Origin of the sequence: Streptococcus mitis, from assembly GCF_000722755.1 — a bacterium.
In the GTDB taxonomy this organism is placed as follows: Bacteria; Bacillota; Bacilli; order Lactobacillales; family Streptococcaceae; genus Streptococcus; species Streptococcus mitis_CM.
Map to the genome: position 1 here is coordinate 81706 of NZ_JPFY01000008.1, position 22112 is coordinate 103817.

The window sequence follows — 22112 nt, forward strand, 5'->3', positions numbered from 1 at the left end:
GTTTAATGTAAGTTTTAACGTTGAGAAAAAGAGGCTCTATTTTTAGGCCTCTTTTTATGATTATTTTGATAAAATAATTCGATCAGAAGGATCAAAGTCAGTATCATCTACTGTAATTTGATTTCCGTTAACAGTGTAGATTTGTACATCATCACCAATGATCATGCGTTGGTTTGCTGGATCAAAAGTAACTTGTTTAATTTTTTGGTCACCGTCAGATTCTAATTTTGTCCATGTTCCTGTTTTACCAGTAACAGTCAAAGTAATTTGATCATGGTCATCTTGTCCTTGATAGGTTCCATCGATGTTTTCAGGTTGAGCTACTGGAGCATTTTGAGCTGGAGCAGCTTGGTTGTTATTGTTATTGCTATTGTTAGTGTTTTGTTGGTTAGATTGCTGATTTTGTTGGTCAGACTGTTGATTTTGGTTAGATTGTTGTGTTTGTTGAGCAGGTTGTTGATTTTGTTGTTGAGCTGCAGGGGCACAAGCTACTAATAAACTAACACTGGCTAATGTTGCAACAGAAAGTGCAATAGTTTTTGATTTCATAGTGAATTCCTTCCTTAATGCCAAAGTTTTTAATTTTATACTGAACGTACTTAACAAATGGCATTCTATGTATTGTATCACTAAAAATATAGAAGTCAATTTATATGCTCAGTTATAGTTTATGAGGAGTTTGACTTGATTTTATCTAGAGCATTCTTACTCATACAAAAAGCAACGGCATATCTGTTACTTTTTGTATGGGGTAATAGATTCTTGTAGAAGATTATTTATTCTACTTGACCTGGCCAAGCATTCATGCCACCTTCTACATTGGTAACAGTGAGGCCTTGGGCGCTGAGAAATTGGCAGGCAGAGGCAGAACGTACTCCTCCTTGACAGATGACATGGTATGTACGGTCAGAATTGAGTTCTTTGTAGCCCTGCTCTAAGGTACTTAACGGAAGATTTTTGGCACCTGGTGCATGTCCTGCTTGGAATTCATGTGCTTCACGGACATCGATAAGCTCTAAATTTTCATTTTGATATTTTTCATAAAAGTCAGCCATACTGATACTAGTTTCCATATTCTACTCCTTCTGGGTTAGCCATTTTGTATAGTGAATAAGCGCCGTCAAGGTTTTGTACGGTAAATCCTGCTTGCTTGAGGATACGCTCTGCGATATAGCTGCGTAAACCACTGTGGCAGCTGACGATGTAGGCCTGGTTCTTGTCCAGTTCATTCAAGCGTTCCCGTAGTTCGTTTAGGGGGATGTGTATAGTGTCTACCTTAAGTCGACCACTTTGGAGTTCGCCACTGGTCCGAACGTCTAGGAATTTCTTTCCCTTAGCCAGTTCGTCTTCGAGATGGTACCATTGAACGTTGTCGCTGAGAGCTTCGATAAGGTTTAAGGCTGCGTAGCCCAGCATATTGACGGGATCCTTGGCAGAGCCAAATGGTGGCGCATAGGTGAACTCCAATTCTGGTAAGTCAAAGACGGTGAGATTTCCCTTGATAGCAGTTGCTAGGATATCAATTCGCTTGTCAACACCTTTCTTCCCAACTCCTTGGGCACCATAGATTTTTCCAGTGTTTGGGTCAAAGAGGAGCTTCAAGGTTATATCAGTAGCTCCTGGGTAATAACCGGCGTGGTCTTTTCCGCTGACATGAAGTGCCTTGTAAGGAAGTTGATTCATGATAAGGATATGTTCGCTGAGACCAGTCGAAGCAGCTGTCATATCAAAGGCACGAACGATAGCAGTGCCGATACTGCCCTTGTTTGTACGTTCTAGTCCTGCGATGACGTCTGCCACTTGGCGTCCCTGACGATTGGCAGGAGAAGCGAGAGAGATGAGGGCATCTTGGCCTGTGATTTCTTGCTTGACAATGATAGCGTCACCGACAGCATAAATATCTTTTTGACTGGTTTCGTAATGTTCATCGACTAGGATACCACCACGAAGTCCCAGTTCAATCCCCGCAGCTTTTGCCAGTCCGTTTTCAGGTTCAACACCGACAGAAAGGATAGTGAGGGCAGAAGTGATCTTTTGCCCGTTTTCGAGAACGATGACTTTTCCTTGGTCTTCAAATCGAGTCGCAGACTGAGAAGTGATAACGCGAACACCGTTTTTAACCAATTCTGCTTGGACAAAGGCTGCCATTTCTTGATCTAATGGTGGCAAGACATGGGGTGCTTTCTCAACAATAGTAACTTGCAGGCCACGTTTTGCCAGATTTTCAGCCATTTCAAGCCCGATAAAGCCTGCACCAATAACGACAGCTTCTTTTGGATGATTGTCCAAGGCTGCCATGATTTCATCGAGATCGGGAACATTGCGAAGAGTGTAGGCGTTCTTAGCTTCTACCAAGCCTTCAATGGTAGGAACAAATGGTTTAGCTCCTGGGGAGAGGATCAGCTTGTCGTAGCTTTCTGTGAATTCCTGTCCATCATGGCGTACGGTCACAGTGTGCTTTGCTGGCGAAATGCTGATGACTTCATGGAAAGGACGAACATCCAAATTAAAGCGTGCTTTGAGACTTTCAGGAGTTTGGACCAATAAGCTATCACGGTTTGCAATTTCTCCTGAAACATAGTAAGGAAGTCCGCAGTTTGCAAAGGAAACAAAGGGACTTTTCTCAAAAATAGTGATTTCAGCGTCTTCCATGAGACGTCTGAGGCGGGTTGCTGCTGACATACCGCCTGCAACTCCTCCGACAATGATAATTTTCATTGACTTTCTCCTTTATATATCTAGATGACCTTACCTGTCCAAGCGCTCATACCGCCTCGGACATTGATGACATCATATCCTTTTTTCTTTAGCTTTTTCGCAGCTAGTTTGCTTCGCACACCAGAATGACAAATGACATAGAGTGTTTCTTTTGTCGCTGGTGTGTAGGAACCAATTTCGGTTAGAGGAACATTTTTGGCATTTTTGATATGGCCTCTACGAAATTCCATCGGCGTCCGAACATCCAGTAGCTGAATTGGTTCCTTGAGTTTGGCTTCTAACTCGCTGGTAGAAATACTGTCAATTTTTGTAAATAAGTGAAACATAGGCACCTCCAAATATACCCTTATGGGGTATATTAAACCATGAAGTCAAGCTTTTGTCAAGCAAGTTGTTTTGACTTGGTGGAGATTGTATTGTTTTTATTCTCAGTTTATCAGCTTCCTCCTTGACACTCGGTCAGCTTTTGATACAATAGTACAAAATCAGAGGAGGTGGGTTATGATTCAGAAACACGCAATTCCCATTTTAGAGTTTGATGACAATCCTCAGGCGGTCATCATGCCCAATCACGAGGGGCTGGACTTGCACTTGCCAAAGAAGTGTGTCTATGCTTTTTTAGGTGAGGAGATTGACCGCTATGCGAGGGAAGTAGGGGCGGACTGTGTCGGCGAATTCATTTCTGCCACCAAGACCTATCCAGTATATGTCGTGAACTACAAAGGCGAGGAGATTTGTCTGGCTCAGGCGCCCGTGGGCTCTGCCCCAGCTGCCCAGTTTATGGATTGGTTGATTGGATATGGTGTGGAGCAGATTATCTCTACAGGTACCTGTGGAGTCTTAGCTGATATAGAGGAAAATGCCTTTCTAGTCCCTGTTCGGGCTCTACGAGATGAAGGAGCTAGTTATCACTATGTGGCACCTTCTCGTTATATGGAAATTCAGCCAGAGGCTATTGCTGCTATTGAGCGAGTGTTGGAAGCCAAAGGGATTCCCTATGAAGAAGTCACGACCTGGACGACAGACGGTTTTTATCGAGAAACGGCTGAAAAGGTGGCTTATCGCAAGGAAGAAGGCTGTGCTGTTGTAGAGATGGAGTGTTCTGCGCTTGCAGCAGTAGCCCAACTGCGTGGGGTTCTCTGGGGAGAATTGTTGTTCACAGCTGATTCTTTAGCAGACTTGGACCAGTACGATAGTCGTGACTGGGGTTCAGAAGCTTTCGAGAAGGCATTGGAACTCTGCCTTGAGATAACTTCTCAGATATAGCTACTCTCCTTCTTTTTATGGTACAATGGATGTATGTTATTCAAATTATTTGTTAAAAAAATTGAAAGGGCCTTGGGTGGACTTTCGCCAGCTCGTCGTATCTTTTTAAGTTTCGCTGGAGTTATTTTTATAGGCTCTCTCCTTTTGAGTTTGCCTTTTGTTCAGGCGAGTGGTTCGCAGGCTACTTATTTTGACCATCTCTTTACGACGGTGTCCATGGTCTGTGTGACTGGCCTTTTTACGCAACCAGTGGCTACTACCTATAATGTCTGGGGGCAGTTGATTTGTATGCTCTTGATACAGATTGGTGGTCTGGGGCTCATGACTTTTATCGGGGTCTTTTATATTCAGGGGAAGCAAAAGCTTAGTCTTCGCAGTCGTGAAACCATTCAGGAGAGCTTCAGTTACGGGGAGACTCGGTCGCTGAAGTCCTTTATGCGTTCCATCTTTTTGACGACTTTTCTAGTGGAGGGCTTGGGAGCTTTTCTTCTTAGTTTCCGTTTTATTCCTGAGTTCGGCTGGGGGCGAGGCATTTTCACTTCTATCTTTTTAGCCATTTCAGCCTTTTGCAATGCTGGTTTTGATAATTTCGGCAGCAGCAGTTTAGTGGCTTTTCAGACGGATCCCTTAATCAATCTGGTTATTGCTGGTTTGATTATCACGGGTGGTCTTGGCTTTATGGTCTGGTTTGACTTGGCAACCCAGTTTGACAAGAAGAAAAAACGCCGTCTGCGTTTCCATACTAAACTAGTTCTCTTCTTGACTGCAGGGATTTTGCTGTTTGGGACAGTATCTACACTCTTTACGGAATGGCACAATCCAGGAACCATTGGCAATCTCAGCGTTCCAGAGAAAGTGCTGGTTAGCTTTTTCCAAACCGTCAGCATGAGAACAGCTGGCTTTGCCTCTATTGACTACACTCAAGCTCGGCCTGTGACCCTGTTTATCTATATCCTACAGATGTTTCTCGGAGGGGCGCCTGGAGGGACGGCTGGGGGTCTCAAGATTACGACTTTCTTTGTCTTGTTGGTTTTTGCGCGTAGTGAATTGCTGGGCTTGCCTCATGCCAATGTTGCGCAGAGAACCATTGAGGCTCGAACAGTTCAAAAATCCTTTAGTGTCTTCATTATCTTTTTGATGACCTTCTTGTTGGGCTTGATGTTGTTGGGAATTACAGCAGAAGGAACACCGCGATTTATTTACCTCATGTTTGAGACCATTTCAGCCCTTGCGACAGTTGGGGTAACGGCAAATCTGACACCAGAACTGGGCAAGTTAGCTCTCAGCATTGTCATGGTGCTCATGTTTATTGGCCGTATCGGTCCCTTGACCTTGCTGGTTAGTCTAGCGGATTACCAGCCTGATAAGAAAGATTTGATTCAGTATATGAAAGCAGATATTAGTATTGGATAAGAAAGGAAGAACGATGTCAGATCGTACAATTGGAATTTTAGGTTTGGGGATTTTCGGGAGTAGTGTCCTGATGGCCCTTGCTAAGCAAGATATGAATATTATTGCCATTGACGACCACGCTGAGCGTATCAATCAATTTGAGCCAGTTTTGGCGCGTGGAGTTGTGGGCGATATTACAGATGAGGAACTCCTCAGAACTGCAGGAATTGATACCTGTGATACGGTTGTAGTGGCAACAGGGGAAAATCTAGAGTCGAGTGTGCTTGCAGTTATGCATTGTAAGAGTCTAGGGATACCAAGGGTTATTGCCAAGGTCAAAAGCCAGACAGCTAAGAAGGTGCTGGAAAAAATTGGTGCCGACTCAGTTATCTCACCTGAGTATGAAATGGGGCAGTCTCTAGCGCAGACCATTCTCTTTCATAACAATGTGGATGTCTTTCAGCTGGATAAAAATGTGTCTATCGTGGAGATGAAAATTCCGAGTGTTTGGGCAGGTCAAAGCCTGAGCCAGCTAGATCTACGTGGCAAATACAACCTCAATGTCCTAGGGTTTCGTGAACAAGAAAATTCACCGCTGGACGTCCAATTTGGTCCCAATGATCTCTTGAAAGCCGATGCCTATATCTTGGCGGTTATTAACAACCAGTATCTAGATGACTTGGCAGAATTAAATTCGTAAAAAAATTAATATAAGTATTTTATAAGAGGGATTTAAGAAAAATTTTAACTTTTTCTTAATCCTTTTTAATTTTAGGAGATTATACTAGAGTCATCAAATAAAGAAAAACTCTAAGGAGAATCCTATGAAATTCAATCCAAATCAAAGATATACTCGTTGGTCTATTCGCCGTCTTAGTGTCGGTGTTGCCTCAGTTGTTGTGGCTAGTGGCTTTTTTGTCCTAGTTGGTCAACCAAGTTCTGTACGTGCCGATGTGGTCAATCCAAGCCCTGCTCAAGTAGCGCCAGATGCGACTGCGGTGAGTGAAAAGAGCGACTTACTAGTAGGAGTTCTCAAAAAAGCAGTCGATACAGCTCTTCCTTCAGAACAGGCAGATTCAACACCTAAAGCAAGCTTGGATACTGCAAGCTCTCCAGAAAAAGCAGATGCAGGTGCTAAAGAGCCAGTAGTAGCACCAAAAGAAGAAGCGCAAGAAAAACCAGAATCTAAGAAACAAACAGAAGATGCGGTTAAACCTGTGGAAAGTCCTGCAGCTACAGTTGCTGGACAAGACCGTGAAGCAAGTGAAACTCAACCAGCAACCACTCCAGCTGAAGTCCAAAAAGGCGTGGCTGACAACACTAAAGATACAGTAGATGTTCCAGCTACTTACTTGGACAAAGCTAATTTCCCAGGCCCATTCACAGCTGGTGTCAATCAAGTTATCCCGTACGAATTCTTCGCCGGTGACGGTATGTTGACTCGCCTTATCTTGAAAGCTTCTGACAAGGCCCCATGGTCAGACAATGGTTCGGCTAAAAACCCCGCCCTTCCACCAGTAGAGAAATTGGGCAAAGGCCTTTACTTCTATGAGGTAGACTTGGCCGGCACCCAAGGTAAATCTGATAAAGAGCTTCTAGACCTCTTGAAACAAAGTGGCACACAAAGCTATAAAGCTACCATTAAAGTGTACGGTGCTAAAGACGGCAAGGCAGACTTGAGCAATCTTGTAGCGACTAAGGATTTGGATATCAACTTGAATGGCTTGACTACCCCAGCTGAAGTCCAAAAAGGCGTGGCCGACAACACTAAAGACACAGTGGATGTTCCAGCCACTTATTTGGATAAAGCCAACTTCCCAGGCCCATTCACAGCCGGCGTCAACCAAGTCATTCCATACGAATTCTTCGCTGGTGACGGTATGTTGACTCGCCTTATCTTGAAAGCATCCGACAAGGCTCCATGGTCAGACAATGGTTCAGCTAAAAATCCCGCTCTTCCACCAGTAGAAAAATTGGGCAAAGGTCTCTACTTCTACGAAGTAGATTTGGCAGGAACTCAAGGTAAATCAGATAAAGAGCTTCTAGACCTCTTGAAACAAAACGGCACTCAAAGCTATAAAGCAACTATCAAGGTATACGGTGCTAAAAACGGCAAGGCCGATTTGAGCAATCTTGTAGCAACAAAAGAATTGGATGTCAACTTGAATGGCCTAACCACTCCAGCTGAAGTTCAAAAAGGCGTGATTGACAACACGAAGGACACAGTAGACGTTCCAGCTACTTACCTAGACAAAGCTAACTTCCCTGGCCCGTTCACAGCTGGTGTCAACCAAGTCATTCCATACGAATTCTTCGCTGGTGATGGCATGTTGACACGCCTTATCTTGAAGGCCTCAGACAAGGCTCCATGGTCAGACAATGGTTCAGCTAAAAATCCGGCCCTTCCACCAGTAGAGAAATTGGGCAAAGGCCTTTACTTCTACGAAGTAGATTTGGCAGGGACTCAAGGAAAATCAGACAAAGAGCTTCTTGACTTGTTGAAACAAAACGGCACTCAAAGCTATAAAGCTACCATCAAGGTTTACGGTGCCAAAGACGGCAAGGCTGATTTAAGCAACCTCGTAGCGACAAAGGATTTGGATGTCAACTTGAACGGCTTGACTACCCCAGCCGAAGTCCAAAAAGGTGTGGCTGACAACACCAAAGACACAGTAGATGTTCCAGCTACATACTTGGACAAAGCCAACTTCCCTGGTCCATTCACAGCTGGTGTCAACCAAGTCATTCCATACGAATTCTTCGCCGGTGATGGTATGTTAACTCGTCTTATCTTGAAAGCATCCGACAAGGCTCCATGGTCAGACAACGGCTCAGCTAAAAATCCCGCTCTTCCACCAGTAGAGAAATTGGGCAAAGGTCTCTACTTCTATGAAGTGGATTTGGCTGGTACCCAAGGCAAATCTGACAAAGAGCTTCTAGACCTTTTGAAACAAAATGGCACTCAAAGCTATAAAGCCACCATCAAAGTGTACGGTGCGAAGGACGGCAAGGCGGATTTGACTAATCTCGTAGCGACTAAGGATTTGACAGTGAACTTGAATGGACATCAGTCTCTGATTCCGATGCAGTCAGGTTTCGTCCCATCTTCTAATGGTTCAGCTATGCCGGCTCCAATGATGAATAGTCATCAAGATGCGTCTAAGATGAACGCTCAAATGCCTAGTGCCAATCAAGATGAGATGAAATCTCAAATGCCAGCTGCTAGTCAGGATAAGATGATGCCTAACAAAGAGCAGGACAAAAACATGAATGCTAGCCAGCCTATGGCAACACCAGGCATGAAACAAGCTCAAGCTCAAGCTCCAGCAGCCTCAAGCAAAATGTCTGATGAAGGCAAGATAGCATCTACTAACAAGGTATCAAGTCCAATGATGGCTGATCAAATGAAAGATCAAAAAGACGTGCTTCCATATACTGGTGAAGCTCAAACATCAATGGCTACTCTTGGATTCTTTGGATTAGCTTTGTCCGGACTGCTAGGTGGCCTCGGATTGAAAGCTAAAAAAGAGGAAAATGACTAGTCTAGTTATAGACTTTCTATCTAGGATTTGAAAAATCCAGATATCGTTTAGAATGTTCGTAAAGAGATTAAAATAGTGTTATACTATTGTGGTATAGCACTGTTTTTTTCAAAGGAGAGACAGATGGGAAAGACAATTTTACTCGTTGACGACGAGGTAGAAATCACAGATATTCATCAACGTTATCTGGTTCAGGCAGGATATCAGGTTTTGGTGGCCCATGATGGAGTAGAGGCCTTAGAAATCTTCAAGAGAAAACCAATTGATTTGATTATTACAGATATCATGATGCCTCGGATGGATGGTTATGATTTGATTAGCGAAGTTCAGTATCAATCTCCGGATCAGCCTTTTCTCTTTATCACGGCTAAGACTAGCGAGCAGGACAAGATTTATGGCCTGAGCTTAGGGGCAGATGACTTTATTGCCAAGCCCTTTAGCCCTCGTGAGCTGGTTTTGCGTGTCCACAATATCTTGCGTCGCCTTCATCGTGGAGGTGAGACAGAGGTTGTCAGTCTCGGGGATTTACGGATGAATCATGGTAGCCATGAGGTCCAAGTTGGAGATGTGGCGCTTGATTTGACCGTCAAATCCTTCGAACTTCTATGGCTTTTAGCCAGCAATCCAGAGCGGGTTTTCTCTAAGACAGACCTCTATGAAAAGGTCTGGCAGGAAGACTATGTGGATGACACTAATACCTTGAATGTTCATATTCATGCTCTTCGACAGGAGTTGGCTAAACATGCTAGTTCAGAAACGCCCACCATCAAAACCGTCTGGGGCTTGGGCTACAAAATTGAGAAAGCACGAGGTAGTCAATGAAATTAAAAAGTTATATTTTAGTGGGGTATATCATTTCAACACTCCTAACGATTATCGTGGTTTTTTGGGCCATCCAGCGAATGCTAATTGAAGAAAGAGAAATTTATTTCCTAGTGGGTATGACTCTCGTGGCTAGTTTTATCGGTGCTGGGATTAGTCTCTTTCTCCTATCGCCGGTCTTTACTTCATTGGGCAAACTCAAGGAACATGCCAAGCGGGTAGCAGACAAGGACTTTCCATCAAATCTGGAGGTTCAAGGTCCTGTAGAATTTCAGCAATTAGGCCAAGCTTTCAATGAAATGTCCCATGATTTGCAGGCCACCTTTGATTCCTTGGAAGAAAGCGAACGAGAAAAGGGCTTGATGATTGCCCAGCTATCTCATGATATCAAGACCCCTATTACTTCTATTCAAGCGACGGTAGAAGGGATTTTGGATGGGGTTATCAAGGAAGGAGAACAGGACCACTATCTAGCAACCATTGGGCGTCAGACGGAAAGACTCAATAAACTGGTTGAAGAGTTGAATTTTTTGACTCTAAATACAGCTAGAAATCAGATGGAAACGACTAGAAAGGACAGTATTTTTCTGGACCAGCTCTTGATTGAGTGCATGAGTGAATTTCAGTTCTTGATTGAGCAGGAGGAGCGAGATGTCCATTTGCAGGTAATCCCAGAGTCTGCCCGGATTGAGGGAGATTATGCCAAACTTTCTCGTATCTTGGTGAATCTGGTCAATAACGCTTTTAAATATTCTGCTCCAGGAACCAAGCTGGAGGTGGTAGCTAAGCTGGAGAAGAATCAGCTTTCAATCAGTGTGACTGATGAGGGGCAGGGGATTGCCCCAGAGGATTTGGAGAATATTTTCAAACGCCTTTATCGTGTTGAAACTTCGCGTAACATGAAAACAGGTGGTCATGGCTTGGGTCTTGCGATTGCGCGTGAATTGGCCCATCAATTGGGTGGGGAAATCACAGTCAGCAGTCAGTACGGCCTAGGAAGTACCTTTACCCTCCTTCTTAACCTCTCTGGCAATGAAAATAAAGCTTAAAACCCCTTTACAAATCTAGCCATTCATGGTAAAATAGATTTTGTGTGAAATATCAGCAGGAAAGCATGAAGCTCGTCAACAGGTGTCTTATGATAAGTAACCTTGGCTGTTTAGGCGAAGGGCATCTGCACGAATCAGGGCTTTCTAAGTGACTATTTCCACCGAAATATTATTTATATCAGGAGGACATTCACATGTCACGTTATACAGGACCATCTTGGAAACAAGCTCGTCGCCTTGGCCTTTCACTTACAGGTACAGGTAAAGAATTGGCACGTCGTAACTACGTACCAGGACAACACGGACCAAACAACCGTTCTAAATTGTCAGAATACGGTTTGCAATTGGCTGAAAAACAAAAACTTCGTTTCACTTACGGTGTAGGTGAAAAACAATTCCGTAACTTGTTCGTACAAGCTACAAAAATCAAAGGCGGAATCCTAGGTTTCAACTTCATGCTTCTTTTGGAACGTCGTTTGGATAACGTTGTTTACCGTCTTGGTCTTGCGACTACTCGTCGTCAAGCTCGTCAATTCGTAAACCACGGTCACATCCTTGTTGACGGAAAACGCGTTGATATCCCATCATACCGCGTAACTCCAGGTCAAGTGATCTCAGTTCGTGAAAAATCATTGAAAGTTCCAGCTATCCTTGAAGCAGTAGAAGCTACTCTTGGACGTCCAGCATTCGTATCATTCGACGCTGAAAAATTGGAAGGTTCATTGACTCGTTTGCCAGAACGCGACGAAATCAACCCAGAAATCAACGAAGCACTTGTCGTTGAATTCTACAACAAAATGCTTTAATTTTAAGATATATCTTACAGAAAGCCTACAACAGTGGGCTTTTTGCTTTGTCTTAAAATGTTGATTTCTGGGTTTGCTTAGAGATTTGTTAGTAAGATTGTTTGTGTATCTAAGTCTATCTATTCCAAGAATTAAGCGATGTTGATGATATAAATCTGGCATGATATAATATTTTAGCCCCCTCACTTTAATGAAGGGAGGTGTTACATATGTTAGAAACTTTACTCACAGTGTTTCTAGCTCCGTTACTGATTAACGTGTTATCTGAGCTTTTTAAGTTATGGCTTAAGAAACGTAAAAAGTAATGGTTAACCCTTTTAGAGGGTAGCAAAAAACCCCATCGGTGGTACGGTGGGGCTTTTTTAGTTACATATGCTGTAACTTTACTCACATTGTAAGTTCATTCTAACACAACTCCCCCGATATTTCAAGCTTTTGTTTTGATATTCCCCAGAGTGTGTTTGTGGTTTGAGTCAGCTTCACTGAAATTAGCCCATGCGCTACCAAGTTCCATTCTACAGCAAAGAAATCAACTCTTTTCTAGGGGATTTCCGCCCTCATTTTTGTCTTTTGTGCTAAAATAGACTTATAAATTGAAAATAAGGAATGTTTATGAAATCAGGTAATGGTTTTTGGAAAGGCTGTCTCTATTTTTGGGGCTTCTTGTTCTTACTGGGCCTTTTGGTCCAATATGCTCTTCCGCTTGCGGCTTGTGTCCTGCTAGGCTATGGTGGTTATCGTCTTTACAAACGCTTACGCTATCCTCTTTTGCAGGATCGTTCTCTAGATGATCGGATTGAGCTTTTAAAAGCTCGGATTCGTCAGGCGGACAAGGATATTCAGCAATTAGAGGAAACTTTAGTAGAAAAAGGCTCGGATTCATATAAAAGTCTGGCCAATCAAGTATTAATCGAACTGCGAGAAATCCATCAGGAGGCGGATCGTCTCAAGTCCTATATTGATGATGATGTCTACAACCGTATTGACAAAAAGGTTCGTACAGTGCGGGCAAACATCGATGTTCAGCTAGAACGTTTGGATAGAGAAAGTCAGGTAGATCTTGAGAATGCGGAGCCAGAGGAATTAGCTCTGGAATTGTCCCAGACATTAGCCAATATTGCCATTGATCATCAGGCCATTTTAGACAAGATTGCTACCTCTGCTGAGGGGGATAAGGAAGAATTGACTGCCATTCATAGTTTGAAGATGGAGAAGTTCAAAACGATTCTAGAAGGCTATTTAAAGATTAAGGCCAATCCGAAGAACTATAATCGGGCAGAAGAACGTTTGCAGCAAGCTAAAGCAGCTATCGAACAATTTGACCTTGAGCTAGACCAAGTCTTGAGAGAACTCAATGAAACAGATATGCGTGATTTTGATATCAGTCTGCGTATCTTAGAAAAAGATCGTAAAGAATAGGTTAGAAACAAAGGAGTAACCATGACAGAATTTAATTTTGATATTGACCAGATTGCTAATAATACCGTAGCTAAGGTGGATAAAACAACTCAAATCATCGAGACCAATACTGGCTCAGACCAGACCTTGACCTTCCTTGAAAAGTTGAGCCCTGAGCAGCAAGAAGGAATCAAAGCGCACGTGCTCCAGTTGGTAGACCAGTTTGTCACAAATCAAAATGCTCTTTTGGATTTTGGACAATCTGCTGTAGAAGGTGTGAACAATACAGTCAATCGTATCTTGTCAGAACAAAAGAAACTACAGATTCCCCAAGTGGATGATCTACTCAAAAATACCAACCGTGAGTTGCAAGGCTTTGTAGTCAAATACAAGAACGCTGAAATTGCTGAGCTAGAAGAGAAACCAAACTTTTTGCAACGATTGTTTAACAAGAGCAAGAATACCCTACAAGAATTTTACTTTGACTCAAAAACAGTGGAGCAAAAGCTGGATGGTATGGCTGCCGCAGTGGTCAAGCAAGAAGATGTCTTAGCTCGAAATATCGTTTCAGCTGAGATGTTGATTGAGGACAATACCAAATCCATTGAAAATCTAGTGGGAGTGATTTCCTTTATCGAAGCTAGTCAGACAGAAGCTGGCAATCGCGCTGCAGAACTGAAGGCCCAAGCTGACCAACTTGATACAAGTACGGTAGAATACCAAACCAAGTCACAAGAATTGGCCCGCATGGCTGAAGTGGTCAATACCCTCGAACAACAGCACACTGAGTATGTCAGCCGTCTCTATGTTGCCTGGGCAACAACACCTCAGATGCGCAATCTTGTGAAGGTGTCATCTGATATGCGCCAAAAATTGGGCATGCTTCGTCGCAATACGATTCCTACAATGAAGCTTTCCATTGCCCAACTGGGTATTTTGCAACAATCCATGAAATCAGGTGTCGTGGCAGATGCCATTGTCAATGCTAATAATGCTGCCCTTCAGATGCTAGCTGAAACCAGCAAGGAAGTGATTCCGCAGATGGAACGAATTGCCCAAAGCCCGACAGTCGCTGTCGAATCGGTTACCAAACTGGCTGAAAGTCTGGTCGCTCAAAACCAAGGCATCGTCGCAGCTATTGAATTGGGACGCCAGAAACGTGCCCAACTAGAAACAACCATCGTCAAGTCCGCAGAAATGATCAACGATTCTGTCAAGCTGCGTGATGAGAAAATTGTCCAAGCCCTTCTAGACCAAGGCAAGGCCGCCCAGAAAGAAGTACAAGAATAATACACAAGTCCCCTGTAATGTAGATTTGCAGGGGATTTTGCTTGTTTTAGTAGAAGTTTGAAGGTCAGGGAATTATTGCTACAAGGACGTCTTCTTTATCGATGCCTCAAAAGAGTTTGAAAAAGGGAAAAATCAAAACAATATGACCGAAGACCATATTGCCAAGATTTTGGAGACTTATCAAAAACGCGAGAATATCGAGAAGTTTGCCCGTCTAGCCAGCTTTGAAGAGATTGTCGAAAATGACTACAACCTCAACATTCCGCGCTATGTCGATACCTTTGAGGAAGAACCCGTAGTTCCCCTCGCCGACCTCGCCGACCAGCTCGCAGAGATTGATAAAGAGATTGGTCAAGTAGAAGCCAGACTCGCACACATGCGCAGCCAGCTAGTAGGCACAACACCAGAAGCCCAAGCAGAATTAACCGCCTATCTCGAAAAGTTGAAAGAGATTTAGAAAAGTTCAAGAATGCCCTGCTAAAAATTTAGAAAAATAAAATGACAGTAGATTTTCTACTGTCATTTTTTGTTATTGATAACTTTAACAAAAGTCATCTTTAAAAATTTAAAAGTTTATTTCTTTCTTCAATATCATTTTTAATACATTCTTCAAGCACCTTGGGATCAACATAGATCACATTCCCAATCATTTTTGCGGGAATGTTCATAGACAGTACTTGTAAAGAATATTTTTTAACAAGTGGTTCAAGTTTTGAGCCGTTTATATTATTGTTAATGGCAGGGAAAATGATATCTTCCCATGAAAATGTGTAGTTATAGATTGTTTTGTTAAATCCAAGCTCTCTGACTTTAACCATATCATGTATGCGAATAAGTTTTACTAGTATATTAATACCATCAATATTCTTGGCTTTATAATTTTCACGTAAGTCTTTAAAAGAAGTATAGTTCTTGAAAGCAAGATAAGGCAGTAGAATAATTAAAATTAAAGGGATAATGCCTTTAGACGTTAGCAAGTCACTTATAGCTGTCAACTTAAAAGTAAGTATGAAGTTGATAACAACTGCGTACAAAATAGCTAGTAGTGGCAATTTTACAAATAAAAAAGATTTGTATTTTATGGAAGTAATGGTATTGCTTTCTTTAAATTTTATTTTCATAAATGTTTCTCCTTAAATATTATCAGTTGAAAGAATATAGAGAAAGACTATGTAATGTTAGTTTTATAATAAAACACCCCATCAGCTAGATATTTTGTCTAACTAATAGGGTGTAAGTCATGAAACGGAATGACCTATTACTTAACTTCTGTAAACACAACGTGTTTGCGAAGTTTTGGTGAGTATTTCTTCAATTGAAGACGGTCTGGAGTGTTACGTTTGTTTTTAGAAGTAAGGTACAAGCGTTCACCAGATTCTTTGTGTTCAAGTGTAATATTTACGCGCATGGTATCTCCCTTCTATTATTCAGCTGATGCAGCTTTAGCGATTTTACGTCCTTTGTAGTATCCTTTAAGTGATACACGGTGAGAACGTGAGTAATCTCCAGTAGTTTCGTCAAAGTTTACAGATGGAGCTGTTACTTTGTAGTGTGTACGACGTTTGTTTTTCTTCGCTTTTGAAGTGCGACGTGCAGGTACTGCCATTTTGATTTCTCCTTTAGGTATTTATATTCGATTCAATCTACTGATTTTCATCAACCATATTAGAATAACACATTTTTTTTGTAAAGTAAAGTTACTTGACAAAAAAAGATGAAAAAATTCTCCTGTCAGTCCTAGCAGACAGGAGAAGGTGTTAAATATCAATCTCAAATGGTTCGTCAATGGTTTCTGATACGTATTTTCCGTCTTTCTTCCGTTGTTTGACACATTCTGTGAGGAGATACTCGATTTGTCCATTGACTGAACGAAAGTCATCTTCTGCCCATGATGCGAGTGCAGCGTATAACTTTGTTGAGAGTCGAAGGGGGATCTGCTTTTTTTTAGCTTCAGCCATCTTTAGTAAAGACTTCCTGTGTTGACAATTGGTTGTGCATCATGATTGCCACAGAGAACGACTAGGAGATTTGAAACCATGGCAGCTTTTCGTTCTTCGTCAAGCTCGACTAATTCCCCTTCATTGAGTCGTTCTAGTGCCATTTCAACCATTCCTACAGCACCATCCACAATCATCTTACGGGCATCAATAATGGCAGATGCTTGTTGGCGTTGAAGCATGACAGCAGCAATTTCTGGAGCGTAAGCTAGGTAAGTAATACGTGCTTCAAGGATTTCCAAGCCAGCATCCTCAACACGACTTTGGATTTCCTCACGAATACGGTTAGCTACAATCTCACTAGAACCACGGAGACTACCTTCATCTGCTTGCCCGTCACCTGTAGTATCCACATTAGGAGAGACATCGTAAGGATAGATGCGGACAATATTTCGGAGGGCGCTATCACATTGCAATGAAAGATATTCTTTGTAGTTGTCCACATTGAAGACTGCTTTGGCTGTATCAACAACTCTCCAAGTTACCGCGATCCCGATTTCTACGGGATTTCCTAGACAATCATTGATTTTTTGGCGAGAATTGCTCAAGGTCATAACCTTGAGGGAAATCTGTTTTTTGCCAATTTCAATGCTTACATCATTGCCATTTGATGATTTCATTCCTGACAAAGGAGATTTTGTGCTAACATCACCACTTTGTCCCAGTCTAGTGTGATTTGCAGGGTTGACTGCTACGCTGAAGGGATTAACAAAGTAAAAACCAGGTTCTTTGATGGTACCTGTATAGTTACCAAAAAGGGTCAAAACCAGAGCTTCCTGAGGTTTGACAACTTTTAAACCAGCATGAGCTAGGCCTGCAATTAAGCTTAATAAAAGTCCGATAATAATTCCAAAAATGTTTTCCGAACCAACACCCATTATAAATATAAAGATACCGAGTACGAGCGCCAATTCAATGAGAATCAATGCGAATACACCATTTGGTTTTGAATTGATTAGTTTTTCAGTCATAAGAATGACCTCCTATTATTTGATATCTAAATGATATCACTTTAATTTATAAAGTCAAGAAATAAATGTAACATTTTTAAAGAAAATATTTCTGTATAGAATTTTCTGAAAATTCAAGAATTTTCTTCTGTTCATTGCTTTTAAAATGTGCTATAATAGTAAAAACTGAAATGGGAGGGAACAAATGACTGAATTAGATAAACGTCACCGCAGTAGCATTTATGACAGTATGGTAAAATCACCTAACCGTGCCATGCTTCGTGCGACTGGTATGACAGATAAGGACTTTGAAACACCGATTGTGGGAGTGATTTCGACTTGGGCGGAAAATACACCATGTAATATCCACTTGCATGACTTTGGGAAATTAGCCAAAGAAGGTGTCAAATCGGCAGGTGCTTGGCCTGTGCAGTTTGGGACTATCACTGTAGCGGACGGGATTGCCATGGGAACGCCTGGTATGCGTTTCTCTTTGACATCTCGTGATATCATTGCGGACTCAATCGAAGCGGCTATGGGTGGTCACAACGTGGATGCCTTCGTTGCTATCGGTGGCTGTGACAAGAACATGCCTGGTTCTATGATTGCCATTGCCAATATGGATATTCCAGCTATTTTCGCCTATGGTGGAACTATTGCACCGGGAAATCTTGATGGCAAAGACATTGACTTGGTTTCTGTTTTTGAGGGTATCGGAAAATGGAACCACGGTGATATGACAGCTGAGGACGTGAAACGTCTTGAATGTAATGCCTGCCCTGGACCTGGTGGCTGTGGTGGTATGTATACTGCTAATACCATGGCGACTGCTATCGAAGTTTTGGGTATGAGTTTGCCAGGCTCTTCATCTCACCCAGCTGAATCAGCTGACAAGAAAGAAGACATTGAAGCAGCAGGACGTGCTGTTGTTAAGATGCTTGAACTGGGTCTCAAACCGTCAGATATCTTGACTCGTGAAGCCTTTGAAGATGCTATCACTGTAACCATGGCTCTCGGTGGTTCTACAAACGCCACTCTTCACTTGCTTGCCATTGCCCATGCTGCCAATGTTGACTTGTCACTTGAGGACTTCAATACGATCCAAGAGCGTGTGCCTCACTTGGCCGACTTGAAACCATCTGGTCAGTATGTCTTCCAAGATCTCTATGAAGTCGGTGGTGTGCCTGCGGTTATGAGATATCTCTTGGCAAATGGATTCCTTCACGGAGATCGCATCACATGTACTGGTAAGACTGTTGCTGAGAACTTAGCTGACTTTGCAGACCTCACACCAGGTCAAAAAGTCATCATGCCACTTGAAAATCCTAAACGTGCGGATGGTCCGCTTATCATCTTGAACGGGAACCTTGCCCCTGATGGTGCGGTTGCTAAAGTATCAGGTGTTAAAGTGCGTCGTCACGTTGGGCCAGCTAAGGTCTTTGACTCAGAAGAAGATGCTATTCAGGCCGTTCTGACAGATGAAATCGTTGATGGCGATGTAGTCGTTGTTCGTTTCGTTGGACCTAAAGGTGGTCCTGGTATGCCTGAGATGCTGTCACTTTCATCAATGATCGTTGGTAAAGGTCAAGGAGACAAGGTTGCCCTCTTGACGGATGGCCGATTCTCTGGTGGTACTTATGGTCTGGTTGTTGGACATATCGCTCCTGAAGCTCAGGATGGTGGACCAATTGCCTACCTTCGTACAGGTGATATCGTTACGGTTGACCAAGATACCAAAGAAATTTCCATGGCCGTATCCGAAGAAGAACTTGAAAAACGTAAGGCAGAAACAACATTGCCACCACTTTACAGCCGTGGTGTCCTCGGTAAATACGCCCATATCGTATCATCTGCTTCACGCGGAGCCGTGACAGACTTCTGGAATATGGACAAGTCAGGTAAAAAATAAACTCATACTCTTCGAAAATCTCTTCAAACCACGTCAACGTCGCCTTGCCGTACTCAAGTGTAGCCTGCGGCTAGTTTCCTAGTTTGCTCTTTGATTTTCATTGAGTATCAAAAAGCAAGCCAACTTGGGCTTGCTTCTTTTTATCTTCAAAAGTAACTTGCATGCTTAACGAGGTGGCAGTCCAAGGGCAATACGGCCATAGCGACTGATTCGTGTGATTTTCCAAGCGGGCGACCAGGTAACTTCAACCTTGACGTCTTCGATACCCTCGATTTGTTTTAGACCTGCGACAATTTCGATAGGTAAGCTTTCTGCACAATCGCAGGCAGTGTCAGTGAAGGTCATGACAATCTTGCAGAGACCCGTTTCATCTAGATTGATTTCATAAATCAATCCTAGATTGTAAACATCCAATTCTACATCTGTATCAAAAACCTTCTCTAGTTTTTCGATAATTTGGTCTTGCAAGGCCAAAGCACGGTCATTGATTTTGATATCGTCTCTCATAGCAGTCCCTCCACGTGATAAATATCCTCTATTTTCTCATAATTCTGACAATTTGGCAAGTTTTTGATGAATTTTCTGAAAAATATGATAAAATGAAGAAAATACTCAATCAAGGGGATGCCTATGGAGCAGATTGGAAAAGTCTTTAGACAATTGCGAGAGTCAAGAAATATCTCGCTTAGACAAGCAACTGGGGGACAATTTTCGCCGTCTATGTTATCTCGCTTTGAAACAGGTCAGAGTGAGCTTTCGGTGGAAAAGTTTCTATTTGCCCTAGAAAATATATCTGCCAGTGTGGAGGAAATCCTCTTTCTGGCGAGAGGTTTTCAGTATGATACAGATTCTGAGTTGAGAAAAGAAATCATAGATGTCTTGGATCCAAAGAATATAGCTCCGCTTGAGGACTTGTATCGCAGGGAGTATCAAAAGCATGCCCATTCTCAAAACAAACAGAAACATATTCTAAATGCCATTCTTATCAAGTCTTATATGAAGAGCATGGACGAAACGGTAGAGTTAACGGCAGAGGAAGGAAAAGTCCTTCATGATTACCTGTTTTCTACCGAGATTTGGGGAATCTATGAACTCAATTTATTTTCAGTCAGTTCTCCCTTTTTATCTGTTTCTCTTTTTACTAGGTATGTTAGAGAGATGGTACGAAAATCTGATTTTCTAATGGAAATGTCTGGTAATCGAAATCTTTTTCACACTATACTATTGAACGGCTTTTTAGCTAGCATTGAGTGTAAAGAATTTACCAATGCCTCTTATTTTAAACGTGTTATCGAAGAGCATTTCTACGAGGAAAATGAGACCTATTTCCGAATTGTCTATTTGTGGGCGGAAGGTCTCCTTGATAGCAAGCAAGGTAGGGTCAAGGAAGGCCAGAAAAAGATGGAAGACGCTGTCCGTATTTTTGAGATGCTTGGCTGTAACAAATCTGCCGAATATTATAGAAATACGAACGATTGTTGAATATCTGCAAACCAAGAAAATAATTTAAAATTTTAAGCGATAGAATTGTTGAGCTCTCTCGTGTCACTGGAGAAATTCTATCGTTTCTTTTTGCTCATTTTGTTTGTTGCATATATTCAAAAGTTTTTCCTCTAGAATTTCCAAGTGCTATACTATAGTCATACTTCACATAAAACTTCTAACAAGAAGGGAGATTACCTATGAAACTATTGTTTAGAAATCAAGCTTATCGACTCTTGACTTTGTCACGATTCTTCAATGCTTTTGGTGCTTCGATTTTCAATCTGGTCTTTATCGTTTATGCATCGACCTTGTCACAAGCCTCCTTTGCTGTTGCTATGGCGAATATTGTCATGATCATTCCCACGCTCTTTACAGTTTTTGTAGGGATTCGGGCAGATTACACGAGGGACAAGGTCAAATGGATGGTCTATAGCGGTTTGTTTCAGGCGGTTTTATTTTTTCTAGCAGCCCTAGTTGTTCAGCAAGCTACTCTCTTTGCCTTTTCTAGCCTGTGTTTGATCAATGTCATTAGTGATGTTATCAGTGATTTTGCTGGTGGTTTGCGCATGCCTCTCATTAAGGAAAAAGTAGCTGAAGATGATCTGATGGAAGCTTATTCTTTTTCCCAGTTCATCACCTATATTTCAGCTATTGGTGGTCAAGCTTTTGGAGTATGGCTCTTAGGTTTATCGGTCAACAATTTTTCCCTTGTTGCGGGAATCAATGCCTGTTTCTTCCTAGTATCAGCCTCTGTTCTCTTTTTAGGAAAAAGTAAATTGAGCCTGTCAATGTCATCTGCTGATGGTGAATCACTAAAAAATGAGAAGCTTTCTATCAAAGACCAGTTCCTAACAATTTACCGAAATTTACGCCTTGTTTTTCTTAAAGGTGGACAGAAAAACTTTGGATTCATGATCTTTGCTGTCTTGCTTATCAATGCCTTGGGTGGTTCCTTAGGGGGCATCTACAATATCTTCTTTTTGAGCCACTCTCTCTTGAATTTTTCTTACACAGAGGCATTATTTATCAGTCAAGTCTGTGCTTTGTTAGCAATCATCATCAGTAGCCTTACGGGCAATGATTATTTTGGGAAGCAGTCCTTGCCTAGATTGATGATGTGGGTGACCGTAGGACTCAGTCTAGTTGGTCTAGCTAATTTATTCAATCAAGTCGTACTTGGTTTACTATTTCTCTGTTCAACTCTGTATGTGTCTGGTAAAGTTCAACCAAAGATTAGTGCCATGCTCCTGAAAAATCTAGCTCCAGAGGTTCTAGCTCGTACCAGTAATTTTTTAGGTTTATTGTTTACCTTATCCATACCTGTGGGAACAGCCTGTTTTTCACTTGTAGCTGTATGGAATATACAGTGGACTTGGATGCTATTTGTTGGTCTTTCCTTGCTAGCTATTCTTTTGACAGGTCTTAATCTCAAAAATGATATCTAATACTCTTCGAAAATCAAATTCAAACCACGTCAACGTCGCCTTG

At 42.1% G+C, this 22112-nt stretch carries 22 protein-coding genes and 2 pseudogenes; 14 read left to right on the plus strand and 10 right to left on the minus strand.

Translation table 11 applies throughout. The features are described 5' to 3' along the window. Positions 1-60: 60 nt before the first annotated feature. The 4 genes from SK578_RS00565 to SK578_RS00580 form a co-directional block, all read right to left on the minus strand. Entirely contained in the window at positions 61-549 is a 489-nt protein-coding gene (locus tag SK578_RS00565) for an SP_0198 family lipoprotein (protein ID WP_042749800.1), read from the minus strand. A 227-nt stretch (positions 550-776) separates the two neighbouring features. Beyond that, entirely contained in the window at positions 777-1073 is a 297-nt protein-coding gene (locus SK578_RS00570; RefSeq protein ID WP_042749802.1) for a rhodanese-like domain-containing protein, read from the minus strand. Next, positions 1063-2718, minus strand: coding sequence for an FAD-dependent oxidoreductase (locus SK578_RS00575; RefSeq protein ID WP_042749803.1), 1656 nt, complete (start codon positions 2716-2718; stop codon positions 1063-1065). Before SK578_RS00575 ends, SK578_RS00570 begins: the two co-directional genes overlap by 11 nt. 20 nt (positions 2719-2738) lie before the next feature. Further along, on the minus strand, positions 2739-3044 hold the full coding sequence (locus SK578_RS00580) for a rhodanese-like domain-containing protein (protein WP_042749805.1): 306 nt from the start codon (positions 3042-3044) through the stop codon (positions 2739-2741). Positions 3045-3219: 175 nt separating this feature from the next. Between SK578_RS00580 and SK578_RS00585 the strand changes: the two genes are divergently transcribed. From SK578_RS00585 to SK578_RS00630, 11 genes and pseudogenes are all read left to right on the plus strand, one after another. Then, positions 3220-3984 carry a nucleoside phosphorylase gene (locus SK578_RS00585; RefSeq protein WP_042749807.1) on the plus strand — a complete coding sequence of 255 codons (765 nt, stop codon included), beginning with the start codon at positions 3220-3222 and terminating at the stop codon, positions 3982-3984. Between the two features lie 33 nt (positions 3985-4017). Beyond that, positions 4018-5397, plus strand: a complete 1380-nt coding sequence (locus SK578_RS00590; protein WP_042749809.1) for a TrkH family potassium uptake protein — start codon at positions 4018-4020, stop codon at positions 5395-5397. A gap of 13 nt (positions 5398-5410) precedes the next feature. Beyond that, on the plus strand, positions 5411-6076 hold the full coding sequence (locus SK578_RS00595; RefSeq protein WP_042749811.1) for a potassium channel family protein: 666 nt from the start codon (positions 5411-5413) through the stop codon (positions 6074-6076). 124 nt (positions 6077-6200) lie between these two features. After that, positions 6201-6266, plus strand: a pseudogene (locus tag SK578_RS11470) (YSIRK-type signal peptide-containing protein); the annotation flags it as partial. A gap of 108 nt (positions 6267-6374) precedes the next feature. Then, the gene (locus SK578_RS00600; RefSeq protein WP_474104084.1) at positions 6375-8918 is read left to right on the plus strand and encodes an SSURE domain-containing protein; all 2544 of its coding nucleotides are present in this window, start codon (positions 6375-6377) and stop codon (positions 8916-8918) included. Between the two features lie 123 nt (positions 8919-9041). After that, entirely contained in the window at positions 9042-9740 is a 699-nt protein-coding gene (locus SK578_RS00605) for a response regulator transcription factor (protein ID WP_042749814.1), read from the plus strand. After that, complete coding sequence (locus SK578_RS00610) at positions 9737-10789, plus strand: sensor histidine kinase (protein ID WP_042749816.1); 1053 nt, start codon at positions 9737-9739, stop codon at positions 10787-10789. Before SK578_RS00605 ends, SK578_RS00610 begins: the two co-directional genes overlap by 4 nt. A gap of 194 nt (positions 10790-10983) precedes the next feature. Beyond that, positions 10984-11595, plus strand: coding sequence for a 30S ribosomal protein S4 (gene rpsD, locus SK578_RS00615; RefSeq protein WP_000092756.1), 612 nt, complete (start codon positions 10984-10986; stop codon positions 11593-11595). A gap of 612 nt (positions 11596-12207) precedes the next feature. Beyond that, positions 12208-13014, plus strand: a complete 807-nt coding sequence (locus SK578_RS00620; protein WP_042749817.1) for a coiled-coil domain-containing protein — start codon at positions 12208-12210, stop codon at positions 13012-13014. A gap of 21 nt (positions 13015-13035) precedes the next feature. Then, positions 13036-14283, plus strand: a complete 1248-nt coding sequence (locus SK578_RS00625; protein ID WP_042749818.1) for a toxic anion resistance protein — start codon at positions 13036-13038, stop codon at positions 14281-14283. Between the two features lie 70 nt (positions 14284-14353). Next, a pseudogene (locus tag SK578_RS00630) lies at positions 14354-14740 on the plus strand (N-6 DNA methylase); the annotation flags it as partial. A gap of 100 nt (positions 14741-14840) precedes the next feature. Here SK578_RS00630 and SK578_RS00635 read toward each other — a convergent pair. The 5 genes from SK578_RS00635 to SK578_RS00655 form a co-directional block, all read right to left on the minus strand. Then, positions 14841-15404: a hypothetical protein gene (locus SK578_RS00635; RefSeq protein WP_042749821.1), complete on the minus strand. Its 564-nt coding sequence runs from the start codon at positions 15402-15404 to the stop codon at positions 14841-14843. A gap of 137 nt (positions 15405-15541) precedes the next feature. After that, entirely contained in the window at positions 15542-15691 is a 150-nt protein-coding gene (gene rpmG / locus SK578_RS00640; RefSeq protein ID WP_001265622.1) for a 50S ribosomal protein L33, read from the minus strand. 15 nt (positions 15692-15706) lie between these two features. Continuing rightward, a complete protein-coding gene (gene rpmF / locus SK578_RS00645; protein ID WP_000290417.1) occupies positions 15707-15889 on the minus strand; it encodes a 50S ribosomal protein L32 in 183 nt (60 codons plus the stop codon). Positions 15890-16040: 151 nt separating this feature from the next. Then, positions 16041-16241, minus strand: coding sequence for a type II toxin-antitoxin system antitoxin (locus SK578_RS00650; protein WP_000796544.1), 201 nt, complete (start codon positions 16239-16241; stop codon positions 16041-16043). A 2-nt stretch (positions 16242-16243) separates the two neighbouring features. Then, positions 16244-17251 carry an SPFH domain-containing protein gene (locus tag SK578_RS00655; protein ID WP_042749823.1) on the minus strand — a complete coding sequence of 336 codons (1008 nt, stop codon included), beginning with the start codon at positions 17249-17251 and terminating at the stop codon, positions 16244-16246. Between the two features lie 184 nt (positions 17252-17435). On the opposite strand from SK578_RS00655, the gene ilvD reads away from it, so the two are divergent. Further along, positions 17436-19139, plus strand: a complete 1704-nt coding sequence (gene ilvD / locus SK578_RS00660; protein ID WP_000137346.1) for a dihydroxy-acid dehydratase — start codon at positions 17436-17438, stop codon at positions 19137-19139. A gap of 165 nt (positions 19140-19304) precedes the next feature. On the opposite strand, the gene SK578_RS00670 is transcribed toward ilvD, so the two are convergent. Beyond that, complete coding sequence (locus tag SK578_RS00670; protein ID WP_001204052.1) at positions 19305-19646, minus strand: metal-sulfur cluster assembly factor; 342 nt, start codon at positions 19644-19646, stop codon at positions 19305-19307. 123 nt (positions 19647-19769) lie between these two features. Between SK578_RS00670 and rgg the strand changes: the two genes are divergently transcribed. Further along, a complete protein-coding gene (gene rgg, locus SK578_RS00675) occupies positions 19770-20621 on the plus strand; it encodes a quorum-sensing system transcriptional regulator Rgg (protein WP_042749826.1) in 852 nt (283 codons plus the stop codon). A 200-nt stretch (positions 20622-20821) separates the two neighbouring features. Then, entirely contained in the window at positions 20822-22069 is a 1248-nt protein-coding gene (locus SK578_RS00680) for an MFS transporter (protein ID WP_042749827.1), read from the plus strand. The last annotated feature ends 43 nt before the right edge of the window (positions 22070-22112 follow it).

Bases quoted from the DNA above. Each gene is read 5' to 3' on its own strand.
- rpmG (WP_001265622.1), bottom strand. From the start codon at position 15,691: ATGCGCGTAAATATTACACTTGAACACAAAGAATCTGGTGAACGCTTG.
- rpsD (WP_000092756.1), top strand. From the start codon at position 10,984: ATGTCACGTTATACAGGACCATCTTGGAAACAAGCTCGTCGCCTTGGC.
- SK578_RS00610 (WP_042749816.1), top strand. From the start codon at position 9,737: ATGAAATTAAAAAGTTATATTTTAGTGGGGTATATCATTTCAACACTC.
- rpmF (WP_000290417.1), bottom strand. From the start codon at position 15,889: ATGGCAGTACCTGCACGTCGCACTTCAAAAGCGAAGAAAAACAAACGT.
- SK578_RS00655 (WP_042749823.1), bottom strand. From the start codon at position 17,251: ATGACTGAAAAACTAATCAATTCAAAACCAAATGGTGTATTCGCATTG.
- SK578_RS00680 (WP_042749827.1), top strand. From the start codon at position 20,822: ATGAAACTATTGTTTAGAAATCAAGCTTATCGACTCTTGACTTTGTCA.
- SK578_RS00620 (WP_042749817.1), top strand. From the start codon at position 12,208: ATGAAATCAGGTAATGGTTTTTGGAAAGGCTGTCTCTATTTTTGGGGC.
- SK578_RS00590 (WP_042749809.1), top strand. From the start codon at position 4,018: ATGTTATTCAAATTATTTGTTAAAAAAATTGAAAGGGCCTTGGGTGGA.
- ilvD (WP_000137346.1), top strand. From the start codon at position 17,436: ATGACTGAATTAGATAAACGTCACCGCAGTAGCATTTATGACAGTATG.
- SK578_RS00605 (WP_042749814.1), top strand. From the start codon at position 9,042: ATGGGAAAGACAATTTTACTCGTTGACGACGAGGTAGAAATCACAGAT.
- SK578_RS00595 (WP_042749811.1), top strand. From the start codon at position 5,411: ATGTCAGATCGTACAATTGGAATTTTAGGTTTGGGGATTTTCGGGAGT.
- rgg (WP_042749826.1), top strand. From the start codon at position 19,770: ATGGAGCAGATTGGAAAAGTCTTTAGACAATTGCGAGAGTCAAGAAAT.
- SK578_RS00580 (WP_042749805.1), bottom strand. From the start codon at position 3,044: ATGTTTCACTTATTTACAAAAATTGACAGTATTTCTACCAGCGAGTTA.
- SK578_RS00650 (WP_000796544.1), bottom strand. From the start codon at position 16,241: ATGGCTGAAGCTAAAAAAAAGCAGATCCCCCTTCGACTCTCAACAAAG.
- SK578_RS00625 (WP_042749818.1), top strand. From the start codon at position 13,036: ATGACAGAATTTAATTTTGATATTGACCAGATTGCTAATAATACCGTA.
- SK578_RS00575 (WP_042749803.1), bottom strand. From the start codon at position 2,718: ATGAAAATTATCATTGTCGGAGGAGTTGCAGGCGGTATGTCAGCAGCA.
- SK578_RS00670 (WP_001204052.1), bottom strand. From the start codon at position 19,646: ATGAGAGACGATATCAAAATCAATGACCGTGCTTTGGCCTTGCAAGAC.
- SK578_RS00635 (WP_042749821.1), bottom strand. From the start codon at position 15,404: ATGAAAATAAAATTTAAAGAAAGCAATACCATTACTTCCATAAAATAC.
- SK578_RS00570 (WP_042749802.1), bottom strand. From the start codon at position 1,073: ATGGAAACTAGTATCAGTATGGCTGACTTTTATGAAAAATATCAAAAT.
- SK578_RS00565 (WP_042749800.1), bottom strand. From the start codon at position 549: ATGAAATCAAAAACTATTGCACTTTCTGTTGCAACATTAGCCAGTGTT.
- SK578_RS00585 (WP_042749807.1), top strand. From the start codon at position 3,220: ATGATTCAGAAACACGCAATTCCCATTTTAGAGTTTGATGACAATCCT.